We start from the raw sequence: 16295 nt of genomic DNA on the forward strand, positions 1-16295 counted from the left end.
CGAGGACCGGGTGTGACATCGGGCACCACGGGCGGACGGGGACGCACTACCGGGCGATCCGGGCGCCCTCGCGGTCGACCGGGAGCTGGTGCGCCACCCAGCCCTCCGGGCACCGCGACGCGAGCTCGCCGGCGCCGACCGCGTCGGTGAAGGCGAGCACGGTCGGGCCGGCGCCCGACACGGTCGCCGCGACGCCGTCGGCGCGCAGCGCGTCGACGAGGGCCAGCGAGCCGGGCATCGCGGGCCGGCGGTAGTCCTGGTGGAGGTAGTCGCGGGTGGCGCGCAGCAGCTGCTCCGGCTGCCCGGCCAGGGCGGCCACGAGCAGGGCCGTCCGGCCCGCGTCGGCCGCTGCGTCGGCGTGCGGCACGTGGCCCGGCAGGAGTCCGCGCGCGACCTCCGTGGACACGGGGTCCGGCGGCACGAACACGACGACCTCGACGCGGGGGTCGACCGGCGAGGGCACCGCGAAGAAGCCGTCCTCGTAGCCCGAGATCACGAAGCCGCCGTAGAACGCCGGTGCGACGTTGTCGGGATGTCCCTCCATCCGGGCCGCCAGGGCGAACAACGACTCGTCGTCGACCAGGAGCGCCCCGCCGGCGACCAGACCCCGGGCGAGCACCACGCCGGCCACGATGGCCGCCGAGGACGAACCCAGGCCGCGCGCATGCGGGATCACGTTGTGGCAGGACAGTCGCAGGCCGGGCGGGCGCACGCCCAGGCGGTCGAACGCCGCGTGCATCGCGCGCACCACGAGGTGGTTGGCGTCGAGGGGTACGTCGCCCGCGCCGGCGCCGGTCACCTCCACGGTGAGGCCCGAGGACGTCACCTCCGCCTCGAGCTCGTCGCGCATCGCCAGGGCCAGGCCGAGCGAGTCGAAGCCGGGACCCAGGTTGGCGGACGTAGCCGGGACCGAGACCCGGACCGGGCCGTCGACGAAGTTCACCACGGTGTCGCGCTAGGCCAGGCCCGCGGCCTGGGCCGCGGCGGTCACGTCGGTGTCGATCACCGTGTCGACGATGCTCCCGCCGCTCTCGGTGAAGCCCTCGAGCGCGGTCGCGGTGTCCTTGAGGCCGTGACCGGTCACCGTGATCACCATGGTGCTGCCGCGGTAGTCCTCTCCCGCAGCGAGCTCCTGGAGCAGCCCGGCGATCCCGGCTGCCGAGCCCGGCTCGACGAACACGCCGTCCCGGCTGGCGAGATCACGCTGGGCGGCGAGGATCTGCTGGTCACTGACGGCCGCGAACCGGCCGCCGGACTCGTCGCGCGCCGCCTCGGCGAGCTTCCACGAGGCGGGGTTGCCGATCCGGATCGCAGTGGCGCGGGTCTCGGGGTCAGGGAACGGCTCACCGGTGACCAGCGGTGCCGCGCCCTCCGCCTGGAAGCCGCGCATCACGGGCTTGCGCGTGGCCAGGCCCCAGTCGGCGTACTGCGTGTAGCCGAGCCAGTACGCCGAGATGTTGCCCGCGTTGCCCACCGGCAGGAGGTGGTAGTCGGGCGCGTCGCCGAGGAAGTCCACGATCTCGAAGGCCGCGGTCTTCTGGCCCTCGAGCCGGACCGGGTTGACGGAGTTGACCAGAGCGACCGGGTAGTCCCAGGCCAGCGCCTTGGCCAGGCCGAGGCAGTCGTCGAAGTTGCCGCGCACCATGATCACCTGGGCGCCGTGCAGGATCGCCTGGGCCATCTTGCCGGCCGCGATCTTGCCCTCGGGGACCAGCACCAGCGGCTTGAGACCGGCCTTCGCGGCGTACGCGGCCATCGAGGCCGACGTGTTGCCGGTCGAGGCACAGACCACGGCCTCGGCGCCCTCGTGCTTGGCGACAGAGATCGCGGCGGTCATCCCCCGGTCCTTGAACGACCCGGTGGGGTTGTCGCCCTCGACCTTGAGCCAGACCTGGGCGCCGGTGAGGCCGGAGAGCCACTCCGAGCTCACCAGCGGGGTGCCGCCCTCACGCAGCGTCACCGCCGGGGTGCCGTCGGGGATCTGCAGCAGCGGGCGGTACTCCTCGATCACGCCGCGCCACTGGCGGGTGGGCACGAAGCCTTGCGGGTTCACTCGGTTGCTCCCTCGACACGCATCACGGACGTCACCTCACGCACGATGTCCATCCCGCGCAGGTGCTCGACGGTCGCACTCAGGGCGGCGTCGGTCGACTCGTGCGAGACGACGACGAGCTGGGCGTCGGCGCCTCGGCCCTCCTGGCGGACGGTCTGGATCGAGACGCCGTGCTCGGCGAACGCGGTCGCGACCGACGCGAGCACGCCGGCGCGGTCGTCGACGTCGATCGCCACGTGGTAGCGGGTGACGGTCTCACCCATCGGCAGCACGGCCCGGTCGGCGTACGCCGACTCCCCCACGCCGCGGGTGCCGGCCAGGCGGTTGCGGGCCACCGTGACCAGGTCGCCGAGCACCGCGGAGGCGGTCGGCGCCCCACCGGCGCCGGGGCCGTAGAACATCAGCTGGCCGGCAGCCTCGGACTCGACGAAGACCGCGTTGAAGGCTTCGCGCACCGATGCCAGCGGGTGGCTGCGCGGGATCATCGCCGGGTGCACGCGCACCGCGACCGCGCTCTGTCCGTCGTCGGTCTCGCGGAGCTCACAGATCGCGAGCAGCTTGACGACGCAGCCCATCTCGCGGGCGGACTCGACGTCGGCCGCGGTCACCTCGGCGATGCCCTCACGGTGCACGTCGGAGGCGGTGACGCGGGAGTGGAACGCCAGCGACGCCAGGATCGCGGCCTTCGCGGCGGCGTCGAAGCCCTCGACGTCGGCGGTCGGGTCGGCCTCGGCGTACCCGAGCTCCTGGGCCTCCTCGAGCGCCTCGGCGAAGCCGGCCCCGGAGGTGTCCATCCGGTCCAGGATGAAGTTGGTGGTGCCGTTGACGATGCCGAGGACCCGGGTCACCCGGTCGCCCGCGAGCGACTCGCGCAGGGGGCGCAGGATCGGGATGGCGCCGGCGACGGCGGCCTCGTAGTAGAGGTCGCGGCCGACCTTCTCGGCGGCCTCGAACAGCGTCGGGCCGTCCTCGGCGAGCAGCGCCTTGTTGGCGGTCACGACCGAGGCACCGCTGTCGAGCGCGGCGAGGATCAGCGAGCGGGCCGGCTCGATGCCGCCGACCACCTCGACGACCACGTCGACGTCGGGCCGGGTGACCAGACCCATGGCGTCGGTCGTGAGCAGCCCCTCGGGCACCTCGACCTCGCGCTGCGCGTCGAGGCGGCGTACGGCGACGCCGACCAGCTCGACGGGTGCGCCCACGCGGGCCGCGAGGTCGTCGGCCTGCTCGCCGAGCAGCCGCACGACCTGCGAGCCCACCGAGCCGCAGCCGAGCACCGCCACCTTGAGTGGCTTCTCGCCCTCACTCACCCTGCACCCACCCTGCATCACCCATGTCCGTCGCCAACAGGTCGTCCTCAGTCTCGCGGCGAACCAGCACGCGCGCGACCCCGTCCCGCACCGCGACCACCGGCGGCCGGAGGGCGTGGTTGTAGTTGGAGGCCATCGAACGGCAGTAGGCGCCGGTGCCGGGCACCGCGACCAGGTCGCCGGGCCGCACGTCGGCGGGCAGGAACTCGTCCTTGACCACGATGTCGCCGGCCTCGCAGTGCTTGCCGACCACCCGCGCGAGCACCGATCCGCCGCTCGAGGGGCGCGAGGCCAGCGTGCAGGAGTAGTCGGCGTCGTAGAGCGCGGTGCGGATGTTGTCGCTCATGCCGCCGTCGACCGAGACGTAGGTGCGGACGGCGCCGCCGTCGAGACGGACCTCCTTGACGGTGCCGACCGTGTAGACCGTGCACATCGAGGGCCCGACGATCGCCCGGCCCGGCTCGATCGACAGCCGCGGCTCGGGGATGCCGAGCGCCCGGCACTCGTGCTCGACGATCTTGCTCATCTCGGTCGCCAGCTGCGCCGGGTCGGCCGGGTCGTCCTGGGTCGTGTACGCGATGCCGAAGCCACCGCCGAGGTCCATCTCGGGGAGGGTGACCCCCAGCTCGTCGGACACCCGCGCCTGGAGCGCCAGCACCCGGCGGGCCGCGACCTCGAACCCGGAGGAGTCGAAGATCTGGCTGCCGATGTGGGAGTGCAGGCCGAGGAGGTCGATGCCCGGGGCCGCCTCGGCCCGGCGTACGGCCTCGAAGGCGTCGCCCGAGGTGATCGAGAACCCGAACTTCTGGTCCTCGTGGGCGGTCGCGATGTACTCGTGGGTGTGGGCCTCGACGCCCGCGGTCACACGGATCATGACCCTGGCGCGCATCTCGCCGTCGGCGGTGATCATCTCGAGCCGATCGATCTCGTCGAAGGAGTCGACGATGATGCGGCCGACCCCGGCGGCCAGCGCGCGGCGCAGCTCGGTGACGGTCTTGTTGTTGCCGTGGTAGCCGATCCGCGCGGGGTCGAACCCGGCGCGCAGCGCGACCGTCAGCTCACCGTTGGAGCACACGTCGAGGCTGAGCCCCTCCTGCTGCACCCACCGGGCGACCTCGGTGCAGAGGAACGCCTTGCCGGCGTAGTAGACGTCGTACGCCGCGAACGCCTTGCGGAACGTCGCGGCCCGAGAGCGGAAGTCGGCCTCGTCGAGCACGTACGCCGGGGTGTTGACGTTCGCGACCAGGTCGGGCACCGACATGCCGCCGACGTGCAGCTCGCCGTCGACCTTGTGGGCGGTGAGCGACCACAGGTGGGGGACGAGCGCGTCGGGGTCAATGGGCGGGCGCAGCCACGCTGGTCCGCGCAACCCGCCGGGCGCGTGCGCCCAGCCGGCCTCGTGGGTCGTGCTCATCGAGCCAGCCTCACATGCGCTCGGGCGCGGACACCCCGAGCAGATGGAGGCCGTTGGCCAGGACGGTGCGGGTGGCCGCGACGAGGACCAGGCGCGCCCGGTGCAGGTCACCGGCCTCCTCGTCGCCCATCGGCAGCACCCGGCAGTTGTCGTAGAACCGGTGGTAGACGCCGGCCATGTCCTCGAGGTAGCGCGCCACCCGGTGGGGCTCGCGCAGCTCGGCGGCACTGGCGACGACCCGCGGGAAGTCGGCCAGCGATCGGAGCAGCTCGCCCTCCTTCTCGTGCGAGAGGAGCGCAGGCTCGAAGTCCGCGGTGGACCAGGCGATGCCGAGGTCGCCGGCGTTGCGCAGGATCGAGCAGACCCGGGCGTGGGCGTACTGGACGTAGAAGACCGGGTTGTCGTTGGACTGCTTGGCCCACAGGTCCAGGTCGAGGTCGATGTTGGAGTCCGAGCTGTAACGCGCGAGCGCGTAGCGCGCGGCGTCGTTGCCGATGGCGTCGACGAGGTCGTCGATGGTCACGACGGTGCCCGCCCGCTTCGACATCCGCATCGGCTGGCCCTCGCGCAGCAGGTTGACCATCTGCCCGATGAGGATCTCGAGGTTCTTGCCCGGCTCGTCACCGAACGCCGCGCACATGGCCATCATCCGGCCGACGTAGCCGTGGTGGTCGGCGCCGAGCATGATCAGGCAGCGGTCGAAGCCGCGCTCCCGCTTGTCGAGGTAGTAGGCGAGGTCGCCCGACAGGTAGGACCCGTGGCCGTCGGAGCGGATGATCACCCGGTCCTTGTCGTCGCCGTACTTCTCGGTGGCGAGCCAGAGCGCGCCGTCCTGCTCGTAGGTGTTGCCCATCTCGGTCAGCCGGGCGATCGCGCGCTCGACGGCACCGCTGCTGTGCAGGTCGTCCTCGTGGAAGTACACGTCGAAGTCGACGCCGAACTCGTGCAGGCTCTTCTTGATCTCGGTGAACATCATCTCGACGCCCTCGGACCGGAAGACCTCCTGAGCCTCCTCGGCCGGCAGGTCGAGCACGTCGGGGCGCTTCGCCACGACGGCCGCGGCGATGTCCTGGATGTACTGGCCGCCGTACCCGTCCTCGGGCGTGGGCTCGCCCTTCGCGGCGGCGAGGAGCGACCCGCTGAAGCGGTCCAGCTGCACCCCGTGGTCGTTGAAGTAGTACTCGCGGGTGACCTCGGCCCCGGCCTTCTCGAAGATCCGGCCCAGCGCGTCACCCACGGCCGCCCAGCGCACGCCGCCGATGTGGATCGGGCCGGTGGGGTTCGCGGACACGAACTCGAGGTTGATCTTCTCGCCGGCGAAGGTGTTCGTCGAGCCGTACGCCGTGCCGGCGTCGACGATCTGGGCGGCCACGGCGCCCTGGGCGTCCGCTGCCACCGTGATGTTGAGGAATCCCGGGCCTGCGATGTCCACGCCCGCGATGCCCTCGACCTGTGCGAGCCGCTCCTGGAGCAGCGCGGCGAGGTCGCGCGGATTCGTGCCGGCCGGCTTCGCGAGCTGGAGCGCGATGTTGGTGGCGTAGTTGCCGTGCTCCTTGGATCGCGGACGGTCCACCTTGACATTCGTCGGGACGCCGTCCGGGAGGGTGATCGCACCCTCGGTGGACAGCGTCGTCAGGACGTCGACGATCGCGGTGGAGAGCTGCTCAGGAGTCACCGTCCCAGGGTATCGGCGCCCGGCCTCTGCCTCTGCATCGATATCCGCCTTGGGACGCGGTCGATGCGATTGCGCGTCGGTCGCGAGTCAGTTGTAGGGTGACGGCGCAGCCTCGCAGTGCGGGGTGTTGCCTCCGTAGCTCAGGGGATAGAGCACTGGTTTCCGGTACCAGGTGCCGCAGGTTCGAATCCTGCCGGGGGCGCTTCATTTCTTCCGGGCCTCAGCGCCCGACGACCCCGGTCGTCACACCGCCGGTCGAGTCCGTCAGATGCCCTCAGCCCGACAGCGGTCGAGTGCGAGCACAGACCGACGGTGGTCGAGGTGCGAGCGAAGCGAGCCTCGAAACCACCGCAGCCCAAGCGCCCGCGTCGAGATGTACGTCGGTCTCAGGTCGCCTGTGGTCGCCGTCGTCGGTCAGCAAAACCGCTACGGCGCGCGCTCGGTCGCCGCCTGCCCCCGGCTCCCTGACCGCCGCCTCCCCACCGCGGATCCGGTGGTTGAGGTGCGAGCGAAGCGAGCCTCGAAACCACCGCAGCCCAAGCGCCCGCGTCGAGATGTACGTCGGCCTCAGGTCGCCTGTGGTCGCCGTCGTCGGTCAGCAAAGCGAGTACGGCGCGCGCCGACCACCGTTGCCTCCCGGCTGTCCGGCCGCCGCCTCCCCACCGCGGATCCGGTGGTTGAGGTGCGAGCGAAGCGAGCCTCGAAACCACCGCAGCCCAAGCGCCCGCGTCGAGATGTACGTCGGTCTCAGGTCGCCTGTGGTCGCCGTCGTCGGCAGCAAAACGGCTACGGCGCGCGCCGACCGCCGCCTGCCCCCGGCTCCCTGACCGCCGCCTCCCCACCGCGGATCCGGTGGTTGAGGTGCGAGCGAAGCGAGCCTCGAAACCACCGCAGCCCAAGCGCCCGCGTCGATGTGTAGGTCGGCTTCAGGTCGTCGGGGGTCGCCGTCGTTGGCAGCAAAGCGGGACAGGTCCGCCGCGGTCACGGCCCCCTCCCGACCTTCGGACCGCCGCCTCGCAGCACGGTGGTTGAGGCGCGAGGGCCGCCAGGCCCGAGCCTCGAAACCACCCCGCCGGAACGAGTCGAATTCTGCTCCTTGACAACTCGAACACCTGTTCGGTAGACTGTCGCCACGACTTCATCTCGGGAGTGGCGATGACCGCACAAGCACACCCTTCACACCGGGTCAGCCGCGCCGTCACCGATCTCCACGCCCTCCTCGACGACATCTCCGATACGTCGTTGTGGTCCATGGGCACCGACGAGACCGCCCACACGCTGACCGAGATCACCCGCGCTGCTTCTCGTATCGCGGAGCTCGAAGCCCGGGTCGCGTCGCACGCCGGCGCTGTCGGCGTGGCGGAGCAGGTCGGCGCGACGTCGGTGGCGAACTGGTGGGCCCACGCCACCCGCATGACAAGGACCGAGGCCCACCGCAAGACCCGCCTGGCTGCTGGTCTCGAGCACCACCCGGTCGTCCACGACGCGCTGAAGATTGGGGACCTGCTGGTCGACCAGGCCCGGGTGATCATCCGCGCGGTCGAGGATCTCCCCGACCACGTCGACCCCGGGCTGGTGCAACAGGCCGAGGCGCATCTCGTCGGGCAGGCAGCCCACTTCGACGCCATCGCGCTACGCCACCTCGGCAAGGGTCTGTTGCACGTCATCGACCCCGAAGCAGCCGACGCCCACCAGGCCAAGCTGTTGCAGGCCGAGGAACGGGTCGCCGCCCAGGCCACCCGCCTGACGATGCACGACGACCCCGACGGCATCACCCGCGGCACCTTCGCGTTGCCCACCGTCCAGGGGCAGATGCTCCGCAAGCAGCTCCTCGCGATCGCGGCCCCCAAACACCGCGCCGCGGTCGAGGGCCACCTCGGGGAACGCAAGCCCAGCCCGGAACGGATGGGCCAGGCTTTCGTCGAGCTGATCGAGCGTTACCCCGCCGACAAGCTCCCCCACGCCGGCGGCGTGTCCGCCACCGTCGTCGTGACCATCCCGGTCGAGACCCTCACCGACGGCCTCAAGCCCGGGGTCCTCGACACCGGCGCCGTGATCTCCCCCGGCCAAGCCCGCCGGCTCGCCTGCGAAGCAGGGATCATCCCCGCCGTCCTCAGCGGCACCTCCGAAGTCCTCGACCTCGGCCGCACCCGCCGCTTCCACACCAAAGCCCAAAGGATCGCCCTCGGCATCCGCGACGGCGGCTGCACCTCCGACGACTGCGACACCCCACCCGGCGGCTGCCACACCCACCACGACCCACCCTGGGCATCCGGCGGGGTCACCGACCTCAAACACGCCCGGCTCTACTGCCCCCACCACCACGCGCGGGCGCACGACCCCGACTACGACACCACCTACCTCCCCAACGGGAAAGTCAGGTTCACGCGGCGCAAGTGAGCCATACCGCCGCGACCGCAACCACAGCACCCGGGCCCCCACGCGTCCGCAACGTCCGCGCGCGCCGTAACCATGCCGCGGCGACCACCGCGGACCGCCACCACGCCTCCTCGAAAACCAAGAAGCGGAACCACACGCGCGATCGGCAGCGACATCTGGTTGCGGGTTGACGGGCGGCGCCGGCAGGTCGATGCTCCGTGCACCGGCCGGTCGCCGACCCGCCCGTCATCGTCGGAGATCGGTCCGCGGAATGCCCGATGTGACGGGTCGGAGCGATGCAAACGGCCCATCTGACCTGGGGTTACGCACCCGGACGAAATGCGCCCGATTGGTCTTGACCGGCGGCTGCTTTCTCGTCGCCGCCCCTCCCCATGGGCCCCATCGCGCCCGCACAATCATCGCCACACAGCTCTCGGGACCACCGACATGGGACCAGCAGCCGCGGCCGACGGGAGGACGCCGCGACTCCGGCAACGAAAGCAGGACACGAAGTGAACATGTCCCTCAAGAGGACGATCGCGACCCTCACGGTGTGCGCCGCCGGCCTCACCGGTGGCCTCGTCACCAGTGCACCAGCAGAAGCGGGCACGAGCTCACGCGAGGCCCGACTGGTCAAGACGAACCTCGGCTACAAGGCGACCGTCTACGGCACCAAGGTGCTCATCGACGGCGTCGAGGTGCGCAACGCCAAGGAGGCGTTCGCCCAGCAGCGCTGCACCCGGTACGCCGGCCGCGACGTGCTGAAGAACTCGACGCTGTCGCTCCCGGACAACGAGCTGATCAAGGTCTCTGCGGCTTCCAGCCACACCGAGACCTACCTCGAGGACGGCGTGAACGGCGTCCGCGGCGTCAGCACGATCGGCGACCTCGCACTCGGCGGTGTGTTCCAGGGCGTCCAGACGCCGACGGTCTCACTCAAGGGCCTCACCTCCGTGGCCGACTCGTTCCGCAAGGCGGACGGCACCTTCGGCCACAAGGAGACCTTCTCGTTCGACGGCCTGCGCATCGAGAACCTCCCCGCGCAGATCCCCCAGCAGCTCCAGGACCTCCTCGACATCCTCGGGTCGGCCACCGGCGACATCGTCACCCAGGTCATCAACCTGCTCACCCAGGTCACCGGCAACACCATCGAGATCCCGGGCCTGGGCAGCATCGGCCTCGGCGGGGTGAAGTCCGGCTACGCCAGCGCCCACGGCGCCGCGTCGGAGACCTACGCGCTGCGGCTGCTGGTCAACGCCACCGGTCACGACACCGTTGTGACGCTGGGCCGGGCCCGTACGGCGATCTCCGAGCCGGTCCCCGCGGGCGTGTTCCAGTCGCGTGCCATGGGCCTGCTGATGTTCGGCGGCAACGACCTGCTCAACCTCGGTGGCCTCCAGGAGCAGGCCATCGGCTGCTCCGGCACCAACGGCAAGGTCCGCACCCACAAGCTCGCCGACGCTCGGGTCCTCGGCGGCCTGGTCAACCTGACCGGCATCGAGTACGCCCTCATGGGTGACCAGAACGCCAACGGCTCGGGCCGCGGGTTCGTGTCCAGCAAGATCGGCTCCCTGGAGATCCCGAGCCTCGGCCTGGTCATCGACGGCATCAACTCCCGGGTCGACCTGCGCAAGCCCGCGGGCACGACGAAGGTCAACCGGAACATCTCCACGAGCCTGGCCAAGATCCTGCTCAACGGCAAGGAGGTCGCCCTGCCCAAGGCGGGCGACACGCTCGACCTCGGCAACGGCAACATCCTGCAGTACCGGGTGGTCAAGCAGAACTGGACTGGCGCCGAGGTCAAGGCCCTCCGGCTGACCCTGCCCGGGCTGATCCCCGGCGGCTCGATCCTCGAGCTCGGCTGGGCCGGCGCGCACATCATCCCCAACTGATCACCGGACTGATCCTCACCTGACGCCGACGATCGGGCGCTGCTGGTCACCAGATCAGCAGTGCTCGATCGTCGCGTCGTTGCGGGCCTCGTCGCCGAGCCGGCGCGCCATGTCGACGTACGGCAGGACCACGCTCGCGCCGCCGATGCTCCCGATGCCGCCCTGGACGACACAGGTCGTGACCTTGTGTGGGTCCACGTGCGCCACGGCCTGGGCGAGCTTGAACAGCTCGGCGGGTGACAGGTCGGTGTAGAGGTGCTCCATCACCGACAGCACGCCGTGCTCGATGAACCCGGGGACGGGGGCGCGGTCGCGCACCTTCGCCTGGATGCCGCGGAGCACCCGCTGCTGGTTGGCCGAACGGTCGAAGTCGCCGCGGAGCAGGTTGTGCCGGATCCGTGAGAACGCCATCGCGTCGTACCCACCGAGGTGGATGCGGCCCTTTGGGAAGCCCTCGGGCTTGAGGTAGGTGTCGTCGAACGCGATCGGGTTGACCACGTCGACGCCGCCGATGTCATTGATCATCGCCTGGAAGAACTTGAACCGGGTGACGAAGACGTAGTCCGGCTGGATCCCCACGAGGTTGCCGACGGTCTGGCCGAGCAGCTGCGGGCCACCGAAGTAGAGCGAGGCATTGATCTTCTCGTAGCCGTGGCCGGGGATCGAGACCCACGAGTCGCGGGGCACTCCGATCGCGGCGGCCGCGCCCGTGCGGGTGTTCATGCCGATCAGCTGCAGCGCGTCGCCGCGGCTGTGGGTCATGTCCTCGCCGGGTCGGGCGTCGGAGCCGACCGCGAGGATCCACACCACGTCGGGCGTCAGGTCCACCCCGTCGGCACGGTCCACCTTCACCAGCGCGACGTCGGTGCTCTTCACCGCCGAGGCCGGGACGACCATCCCGAACACCGCCAGCACCAGGCCGATGGTCGCGAGTCGGACGATCTTGCGCGAGCGGCTCATCACACGGCTCCCTTGGTGACGTCGTAGCCGAACACTCGCCAGCCGCGATCGGTGTGGGTGAGATAGAGGCGACCCTCGACGTGCACGACGCGCTCGACGTCACCCGTGGTCCGGAACCCGAGCAGCACGTGGGCGGTCACCCCGACCGCGCGCTGGTGCACGGCCAGGACGTCGATCCGCACCCGGCTGGCGCGGGCCTCGACGCCGTCGATCCGGTCACCGATGTCCTCGTTGCTCATCAAGGCCCGGTCCTGCCGAGCCTCCTGCTGGGCGCCGGCGGTGAAGCCGGGCCAGGAGTCGGAGAAGTCGTTCCGGGGGTAGTCACCGCCGAGGTACGCCGCCTGGGTCCAGCCGTCGACGACCGCGCCGACCTCGTCGGCGAGTCGCTCGCGCGCCTGCTTCGGCAGCCGGCCGGTGATCTTGCCGAAGACCGTCACGGTCTCGAACGCAGGTGCCGCGGACCCGCTCGGAGAGCTCGGCGCGGCGCCGGGCTCGTCGGGGTTGTCGCCCCCGGTGCAAGCGGTCGCGCCGAGGGCGACCACCAGCCCGGCAAGTGCCGCCACGTAGGCTCGTCGTACGGATGTGGTCATGGCTCACGCCCCTCCCTGAGGTGCCGTCGAACGGCAGTGTCCGCGACCGCGATGTGGCTCGACGCACACCACGCCGAAATGCCACTGAGACAGTCTGCATTTGCTGGTGCGGGGGACTAGCCTTGAGGACTGAACTACTCCCCCGCGCACGCACCGGAAGAGGCGAAACTACCCGTGCCGCAGTCCCCAGGCAGTCATCCCGATGTTCCCTCCACCCAGCTCGAGGGGGCCGACTTCGGAGCCAACGAGTGGCTCGTCGAGGAGATGTTCGACCAGTACCAACGGGATCCGGAGAGCGTCGACGCGACGTGGGTCGCGTACTTCCAGGCCAAGAACGGCGCCAACGGCGCCACGAACGGCGCGCCGCAGACCGCGACGGAGCAGGCGCCCGCCCGCGCGGCGAAGCCACCTGCCGCGCCCGCCGAGAAGCCCGCCGAGAAGCCCGCGGCAGCGACCGCTGAGCAGGCTGCCGAGAAGCCGGCCCCGGCGCCGGTGGCCAAGCCCCGGCCCAGCGCGAAGGCCGCCGAGCCCGCCAAGGGCACCACCAACCCGGTGCCCAAGGAGTCCCGGCCGGCTGCCCCCGCGCCCGCCAGCGACCAGCCGACCTACACCGTGCTGCGCGGGGCCCCGGCGCGGACGGCTCAGAACATGGACGCCTCGCTGAGCGTGCCGACCGCGACCTCGGTCCGCTCCGTCCCGGTCAAGCTGCTTTGGGACAACCGCACGGTGATCAACAACCACCTCGCCCGGGCCCGCGGCGGCAAGGTGTCCTTCACGCACCTGATCGGCTACGCGCTGGTCAAGGCGGTCAAGTCGATGCCGGAGATGAACGTCGGCTTCGACACCGTCGACGGCAAGCCCAACCTGATCACCCCCGCACACATCAACCTCGGTCTCGCGATCGACGTCTCCAAGCCCGACGGCAGCCGGCAGCTGCTCGTGCCGAGCATCAAGGCCGCCGAGACGATGGACTTCGCGGCGTTCTGGACGGCGTACGAGGAGATCGTGCGCAAGGCCCGCGACAACAAGCTGACCGTCGAGGACTTCCAGGGCACCACGATCAGCCTGACCAACCCCGGGGGGATCGGCACCAGCCACTCCGTCCCGCGGCTGATGAAGGGCCAGGGCGCGATCATCGGCGTCGGCGCGATGGAGTACCCGCCCGAGTGGCAGGGCGCCTCGGAGGACGCGATCGCCCGCAACGCGATCAGCAAGGTCATGACGCTGACCTCGACGTACGACCACCGCGTCATCCAGGGCGCCCAGTCCGGTGAGTTCCTCAAGCGGGTGCACCAGCTGCTGCTGGGGCAGGACGACTTCTACGACGAGATCTTCCGGTCGCTGCGGATCCCCTACGAGCCGATCCGCTGGGCGCACGACATCTCCACCAGCCACGACGACGAGATCAGCAAGCAGGCCCGGATCCTGGAGCTGATCCATGCCTACCGGGTGCGCGGCCACATGATGGCCGACACCGACCCGCTGGAGTACCGCCAGCGCAGCCACCCCGATCTCGAGGTGGAGTCGCACGGCCTGACGCTGTGGGACCTCGACCGCGAGTTCGCGACCGGCTCGTTCGGTGGTGAGGGCCGGCGGTTCATGAAGCTGCGCCACATCCTCGGCATCCTGCGCGACTCCTACTGCCGCACCACCGGCATCGAGTACATGCACATCATGGATCCCGAGCAGCGCCGCTGGATCCAGGAGCGTGTCGAGCAGCCGCACACCAAGCCGCCCCGCGAGGAGCAGCTGCGGATCCTGCTCAAGCTCAACCAGGCCGAGGCGTTCGAGACCTTCCTGCAGACGAAGTTCGTCGGGCAGAAGCGGTTCTCGCTCGAGGGCGGCGAGACCACGATCCCGGTGATCGACGAGATCTGCGAGGCGGCCGCCGAGGCTGCCCTCGACGAGGTCACGATCGGCATGGCCCACCGCGGCCGGCTCAACGTGCTTGCGAACATCGTCGGCAAGAAGTACTCCCAGATCTTCCGTGAGTTCGAGGGCAACATCGACCCGCGGACCGTGCAGGGATCCGGTGACGTGAAGTACCACCTCGGCGCCGAGGGCGTGTTCGAGGCGGGTTCGAAGGACCGGATCAAGGTCTCGGTCGCCGCGAACCCCTCCCACCTCGAGGCCGTCGACCCGGTGCTGGAGGGCATCGCCCGCGCCAAGCAGGACGTGCTCAACCGGGGCGCGGCGTACCCCGTGCTCCCGCTGCTGGTCCACGGCGACGCGGCGTTCGCCGGCCAGGGCGTGGTCGCGGAGACGCTGAACCTCTCCCAGCTGCGCGGCTACCGCACCGGCGGCACCATCCACCTGGTCGTCAACAACCAGGTCGGCTTCACCACCTCGCCCGGCTCGTCGCGCTCCTCGCTCTACTGCACCGATGTGGCGCGGATGGTGCAGGCGCCGATCTTCCACGTCAACGGTGACGACCCCGAGGCCTGCATCCGGGTCGCGCGGCTCGCGTTCGAGTACCGCCAGGCGTTCAAGAAGGACGTCGTCATCGACCTCGTCTGCTACCGCCGCCGCGGTCACAACGAGGGCGACGACCCGTCGTACACCCAGCCCCTGATGTACGACCTGATCGAGCAGAAGCGCTCGGTCCGCAAGCTCTACACCGAGTCCCTCATCGGCCGTGGCGACATCACGATCGAGGAGGCCGAGCAGGTCCTGCGCGACTACCAGCAGCAGCTGGAGCGGGTCTTCACCGAGGTCCGCGAGGCGAGCTCGCAGCCGTCGGAGTGGACCACGGTGCCCGACTACCCGGACAAGCCGGCCGGCGAGACCAAGACCGCGGTCGGACCGGAGGTCCTCAAGCGGATCGCGGACGCCTACGTCACCCCGCCCGAGGGCTTCACGGTCCACCCCAAGGTGATGCCGCAGCTGCAGCGCCGCTCCGCCGCGATCGCCGACGGCCCGATCGACTGGGGCACCGGCGAGATCCTGGCCTTCGGCTCGCTGCTGATGGACGGTCGCCCGGTACGGCTGGCCGGGCAGGACTCGCGCCGCGGCACGTTCGTCTCGCGCTTCGGCACGATCATCGACCGGGTCAACGCTGATGAGTGGACGCCGCTCACGTCGCTCACCGAGGACCAGGCGAAGTTCTACCTCTACGACTCGCTGCTCTCCGAGTACGCCGCGCTCGGCTTCGAGTACGGCTACTCCGTGGCCCGCCCCGAGGCGCTGGTGCTGTGGGAGGCGCAGTTCGGCGACTTCGTCAACGGCGCACAGACGGTGATCGACGAGTTCATCAGCTCCGGTGAGAGCAAGTGGCGCCAGCAGTCCGGCGTCGTGCTGCTGCTCCCCCACGGCTACGAGGGACAGGGCGCGGACCACTCCTCGGCCCGGATCGAGCGGTTCTTGACGATGGCCGCCGACGAGGCGTTCGTGGTCGCCCAGCCCTCGACGCCGGCGTCGTACTTCCACCTGCTCCGCCAGCACTCGCTCGGCGAGGAGCACCGCCCGATGGTCGTCTTCACCCCGAAGTCGATGCTCAAGCGCAAGGAGGCCGCCTCGCAGCCGGCCGACTTCACCTCGGGGACGTTCCGCCCGTTCGTCACCGACGAGCGTGCCGACGCCGACCAGGTGGACACCCTGCTCCTGTGCTCGGGCCGGGTCACCTGGGACCTGATGGTCGAGCGGGCCAAGCGCGAGGACGGCGAGCGCTTCGCGATCGCGCGGGTCGAGCAGCTCTACCCGCGCCCGGAGTCGGAGATCCGCGAGGAGATCGCCCGCTTCCCGAAGCTCAAGGCGGTGCGCTGGGTGCAGGACGAGCCGGCGAACATGGGCCCGTGGCCGCACTACCAGCTCAACGTCTGGCCGCACGTGGACGCCCAGGTCGAGCTGATCTCGCGGCCCGAGTCCTCCTCCCCCGCGGTCGGCACGGTCAAGCGCCACACCGAGGAGCAGAAGGACCTCATCGCGCGGGCGTTTGCCTAGCTGGGACGCGCCAGCGGACCAGCTGATGGAGGTCGAGCGAGCGGCACGGCTGAGCCTGCGAAGCCGTGACCCGCGTGTCGAGA

The 16295-nt window shown here is 70.6% G+C and carries 10 protein-coding genes and 1 tRNA gene; 4 read left to right on the plus strand and 7 right to left on the minus strand.

Annotation, left to right across the window (positions count from 1 at the left end):
* Window positions 1–46: 46 nt before the first annotated feature.
* Genes thrB through argS form a run of 5 tightly spaced genes read right to left on the minus strand, consistent with a single transcriptional unit; the run spans window position 47 to window position 6452 of the window.
* Window positions 47–946: a homoserine kinase gene (gene thrB, locus AC3ANS_RS14965; protein ID WP_488292378.1), complete on the minus strand. Its 900-nt coding sequence runs from the start codon at window positions 944–946 to the stop codon at window positions 47–49.
* Window positions 947–955: 9 nt separating this feature from the next.
* The gene (gene thrC, locus AC3ANS_RS14970; protein ID WP_488292379.1) at window positions 956–2053 is read right to left on the minus strand and encodes a threonine synthase; all 1098 of its coding nucleotides are present in this window, start codon (window positions 2051–2053) and stop codon (window positions 956–958) included.
* On the minus strand, window positions 2050–3363 hold the full coding sequence (locus tag AC3ANS_RS14975; protein WP_488292380.1) for a homoserine dehydrogenase: 1314 nt from the start codon (window positions 3361–3363) through the stop codon (window positions 2050–2052). Before AC3ANS_RS14975 ends, thrC begins: the two co-directional genes overlap by 4 nt.
* Window positions 3356–4777, minus strand: a complete 1422-nt coding sequence (gene lysA, locus AC3ANS_RS14980; RefSeq protein WP_488292381.1) for a diaminopimelate decarboxylase — start codon at window positions 4775–4777, stop codon at window positions 3356–3358. The genes AC3ANS_RS14975 and lysA overlap by 8 nt, the downstream gene beginning before the upstream one ends.
* A 10-nt stretch (window positions 4778–4787) precedes the next feature.
* Entirely contained in the window at window positions 4788–6452 is a 1665-nt protein-coding gene (gene argS / locus AC3ANS_RS14985; RefSeq protein ID WP_488292382.1) for an arginine--tRNA ligase, read from the minus strand.
* A gap of 129 nt (window positions 6453–6581) precedes the next feature.
* Here argS and AC3ANS_RS14990 point away from each other — a divergent pair.
* The 3 genes from AC3ANS_RS14990 to AC3ANS_RS15000 all read left to right on the plus strand — a co-directional run bounded on the left by AC3ANS_RS14990 (window position 6582) and on the right by AC3ANS_RS15000 (window position 10723).
* Window positions 6582–6654 (plus strand) — tRNA-Arg (locus AC3ANS_RS14990).
* Window positions 6655–7607: 953 nt separating this feature from the next.
* Window positions 7608–8852 (plus strand): HNH endonuclease signature motif containing protein, encoded by a 1245-nt coding sequence (locus AC3ANS_RS14995; RefSeq protein ID WP_488292383.1) that lies wholly within the window; start codon window positions 7608–7610, stop codon window positions 8850–8852.
* Window positions 8853–9349: 497 nt separating this feature from the next.
* Complete coding sequence (locus tag AC3ANS_RS15000; protein ID WP_488292384.1) at window positions 9350–10723, plus strand: hypothetical protein; 1374 nt, start codon at window positions 9350–9352, stop codon at window positions 10721–10723.
* 54 nt (window positions 10724–10777) lie between these two features.
* Here AC3ANS_RS15000 and AC3ANS_RS15005 read toward each other — a convergent pair whose 3' ends face one another.
* Window positions 10778–11683 (minus strand): LCP family protein, encoded by a 906-nt coding sequence (locus AC3ANS_RS15005; protein WP_488292385.1) that lies wholly within the window; start codon window positions 11681–11683, stop codon window positions 10778–10780.
* Window positions 11683–12273 carry a hypothetical protein gene (locus AC3ANS_RS15010; RefSeq protein WP_488292386.1) on the minus strand — a complete coding sequence of 197 codons (591 nt, stop codon included), beginning with the start codon at window positions 12271–12273 and terminating at the stop codon, window positions 11683–11685. The genes AC3ANS_RS15005 and AC3ANS_RS15010 overlap by 1 nt, the downstream gene beginning before the upstream one ends.
* Before the next feature lie 174 nt (window positions 12274–12447).
* Here AC3ANS_RS15010 and AC3ANS_RS15015 point away from each other — a divergent pair, with 174 nt between their 5' ends.
* Window positions 12448–16212, plus strand: coding sequence for a multifunctional oxoglutarate decarboxylase/oxoglutarate dehydrogenase thiamine pyrophosphate-binding subunit/dihydrolipoyllysine-residue succinyltransferase subunit (locus tag AC3ANS_RS15015; protein ID WP_488292387.1), 3765 nt, complete (start codon window positions 12448–12450; stop codon window positions 16210–16212).
* Window positions 16213–16295: the final 83 nt, after the last annotated feature.

This window comes from Nocardia sp. 149-1B (genome assembly GCF_057747975.1).

Coding starts and splice junctions, on each gene's coding strand:
- lysA (WP_488292381.1), bottom strand. CDS start 4,777: ATGAGCACGACCCACGAGGCCGGCTGGGCGCACGCGCCCGGCGGGTTG.
- AC3ANS_RS14995 (WP_488292383.1), top strand. CDS start 7,608: ATGACCGCACAAGCACACCCTTCACACCGGGTCAGCCGCGCCGTCACC.
- AC3ANS_RS15000 (WP_488292384.1), top strand. CDS start 9,350: ATGTCCCTCAAGAGGACGATCGCGACCCTCACGGTGTGCGCCGCCGGC.
- AC3ANS_RS15005 (WP_488292385.1), bottom strand. CDS start 11,683: ATGAGCCGCTCGCGCAAGATCGTCCGACTCGCGACCATCGGCCTGGTG.
- AC3ANS_RS15010 (WP_488292386.1), bottom strand. CDS start 12,273: ATGACCACATCCGTACGACGAGCCTACGTGGCGGCACTTGCCGGGCTG.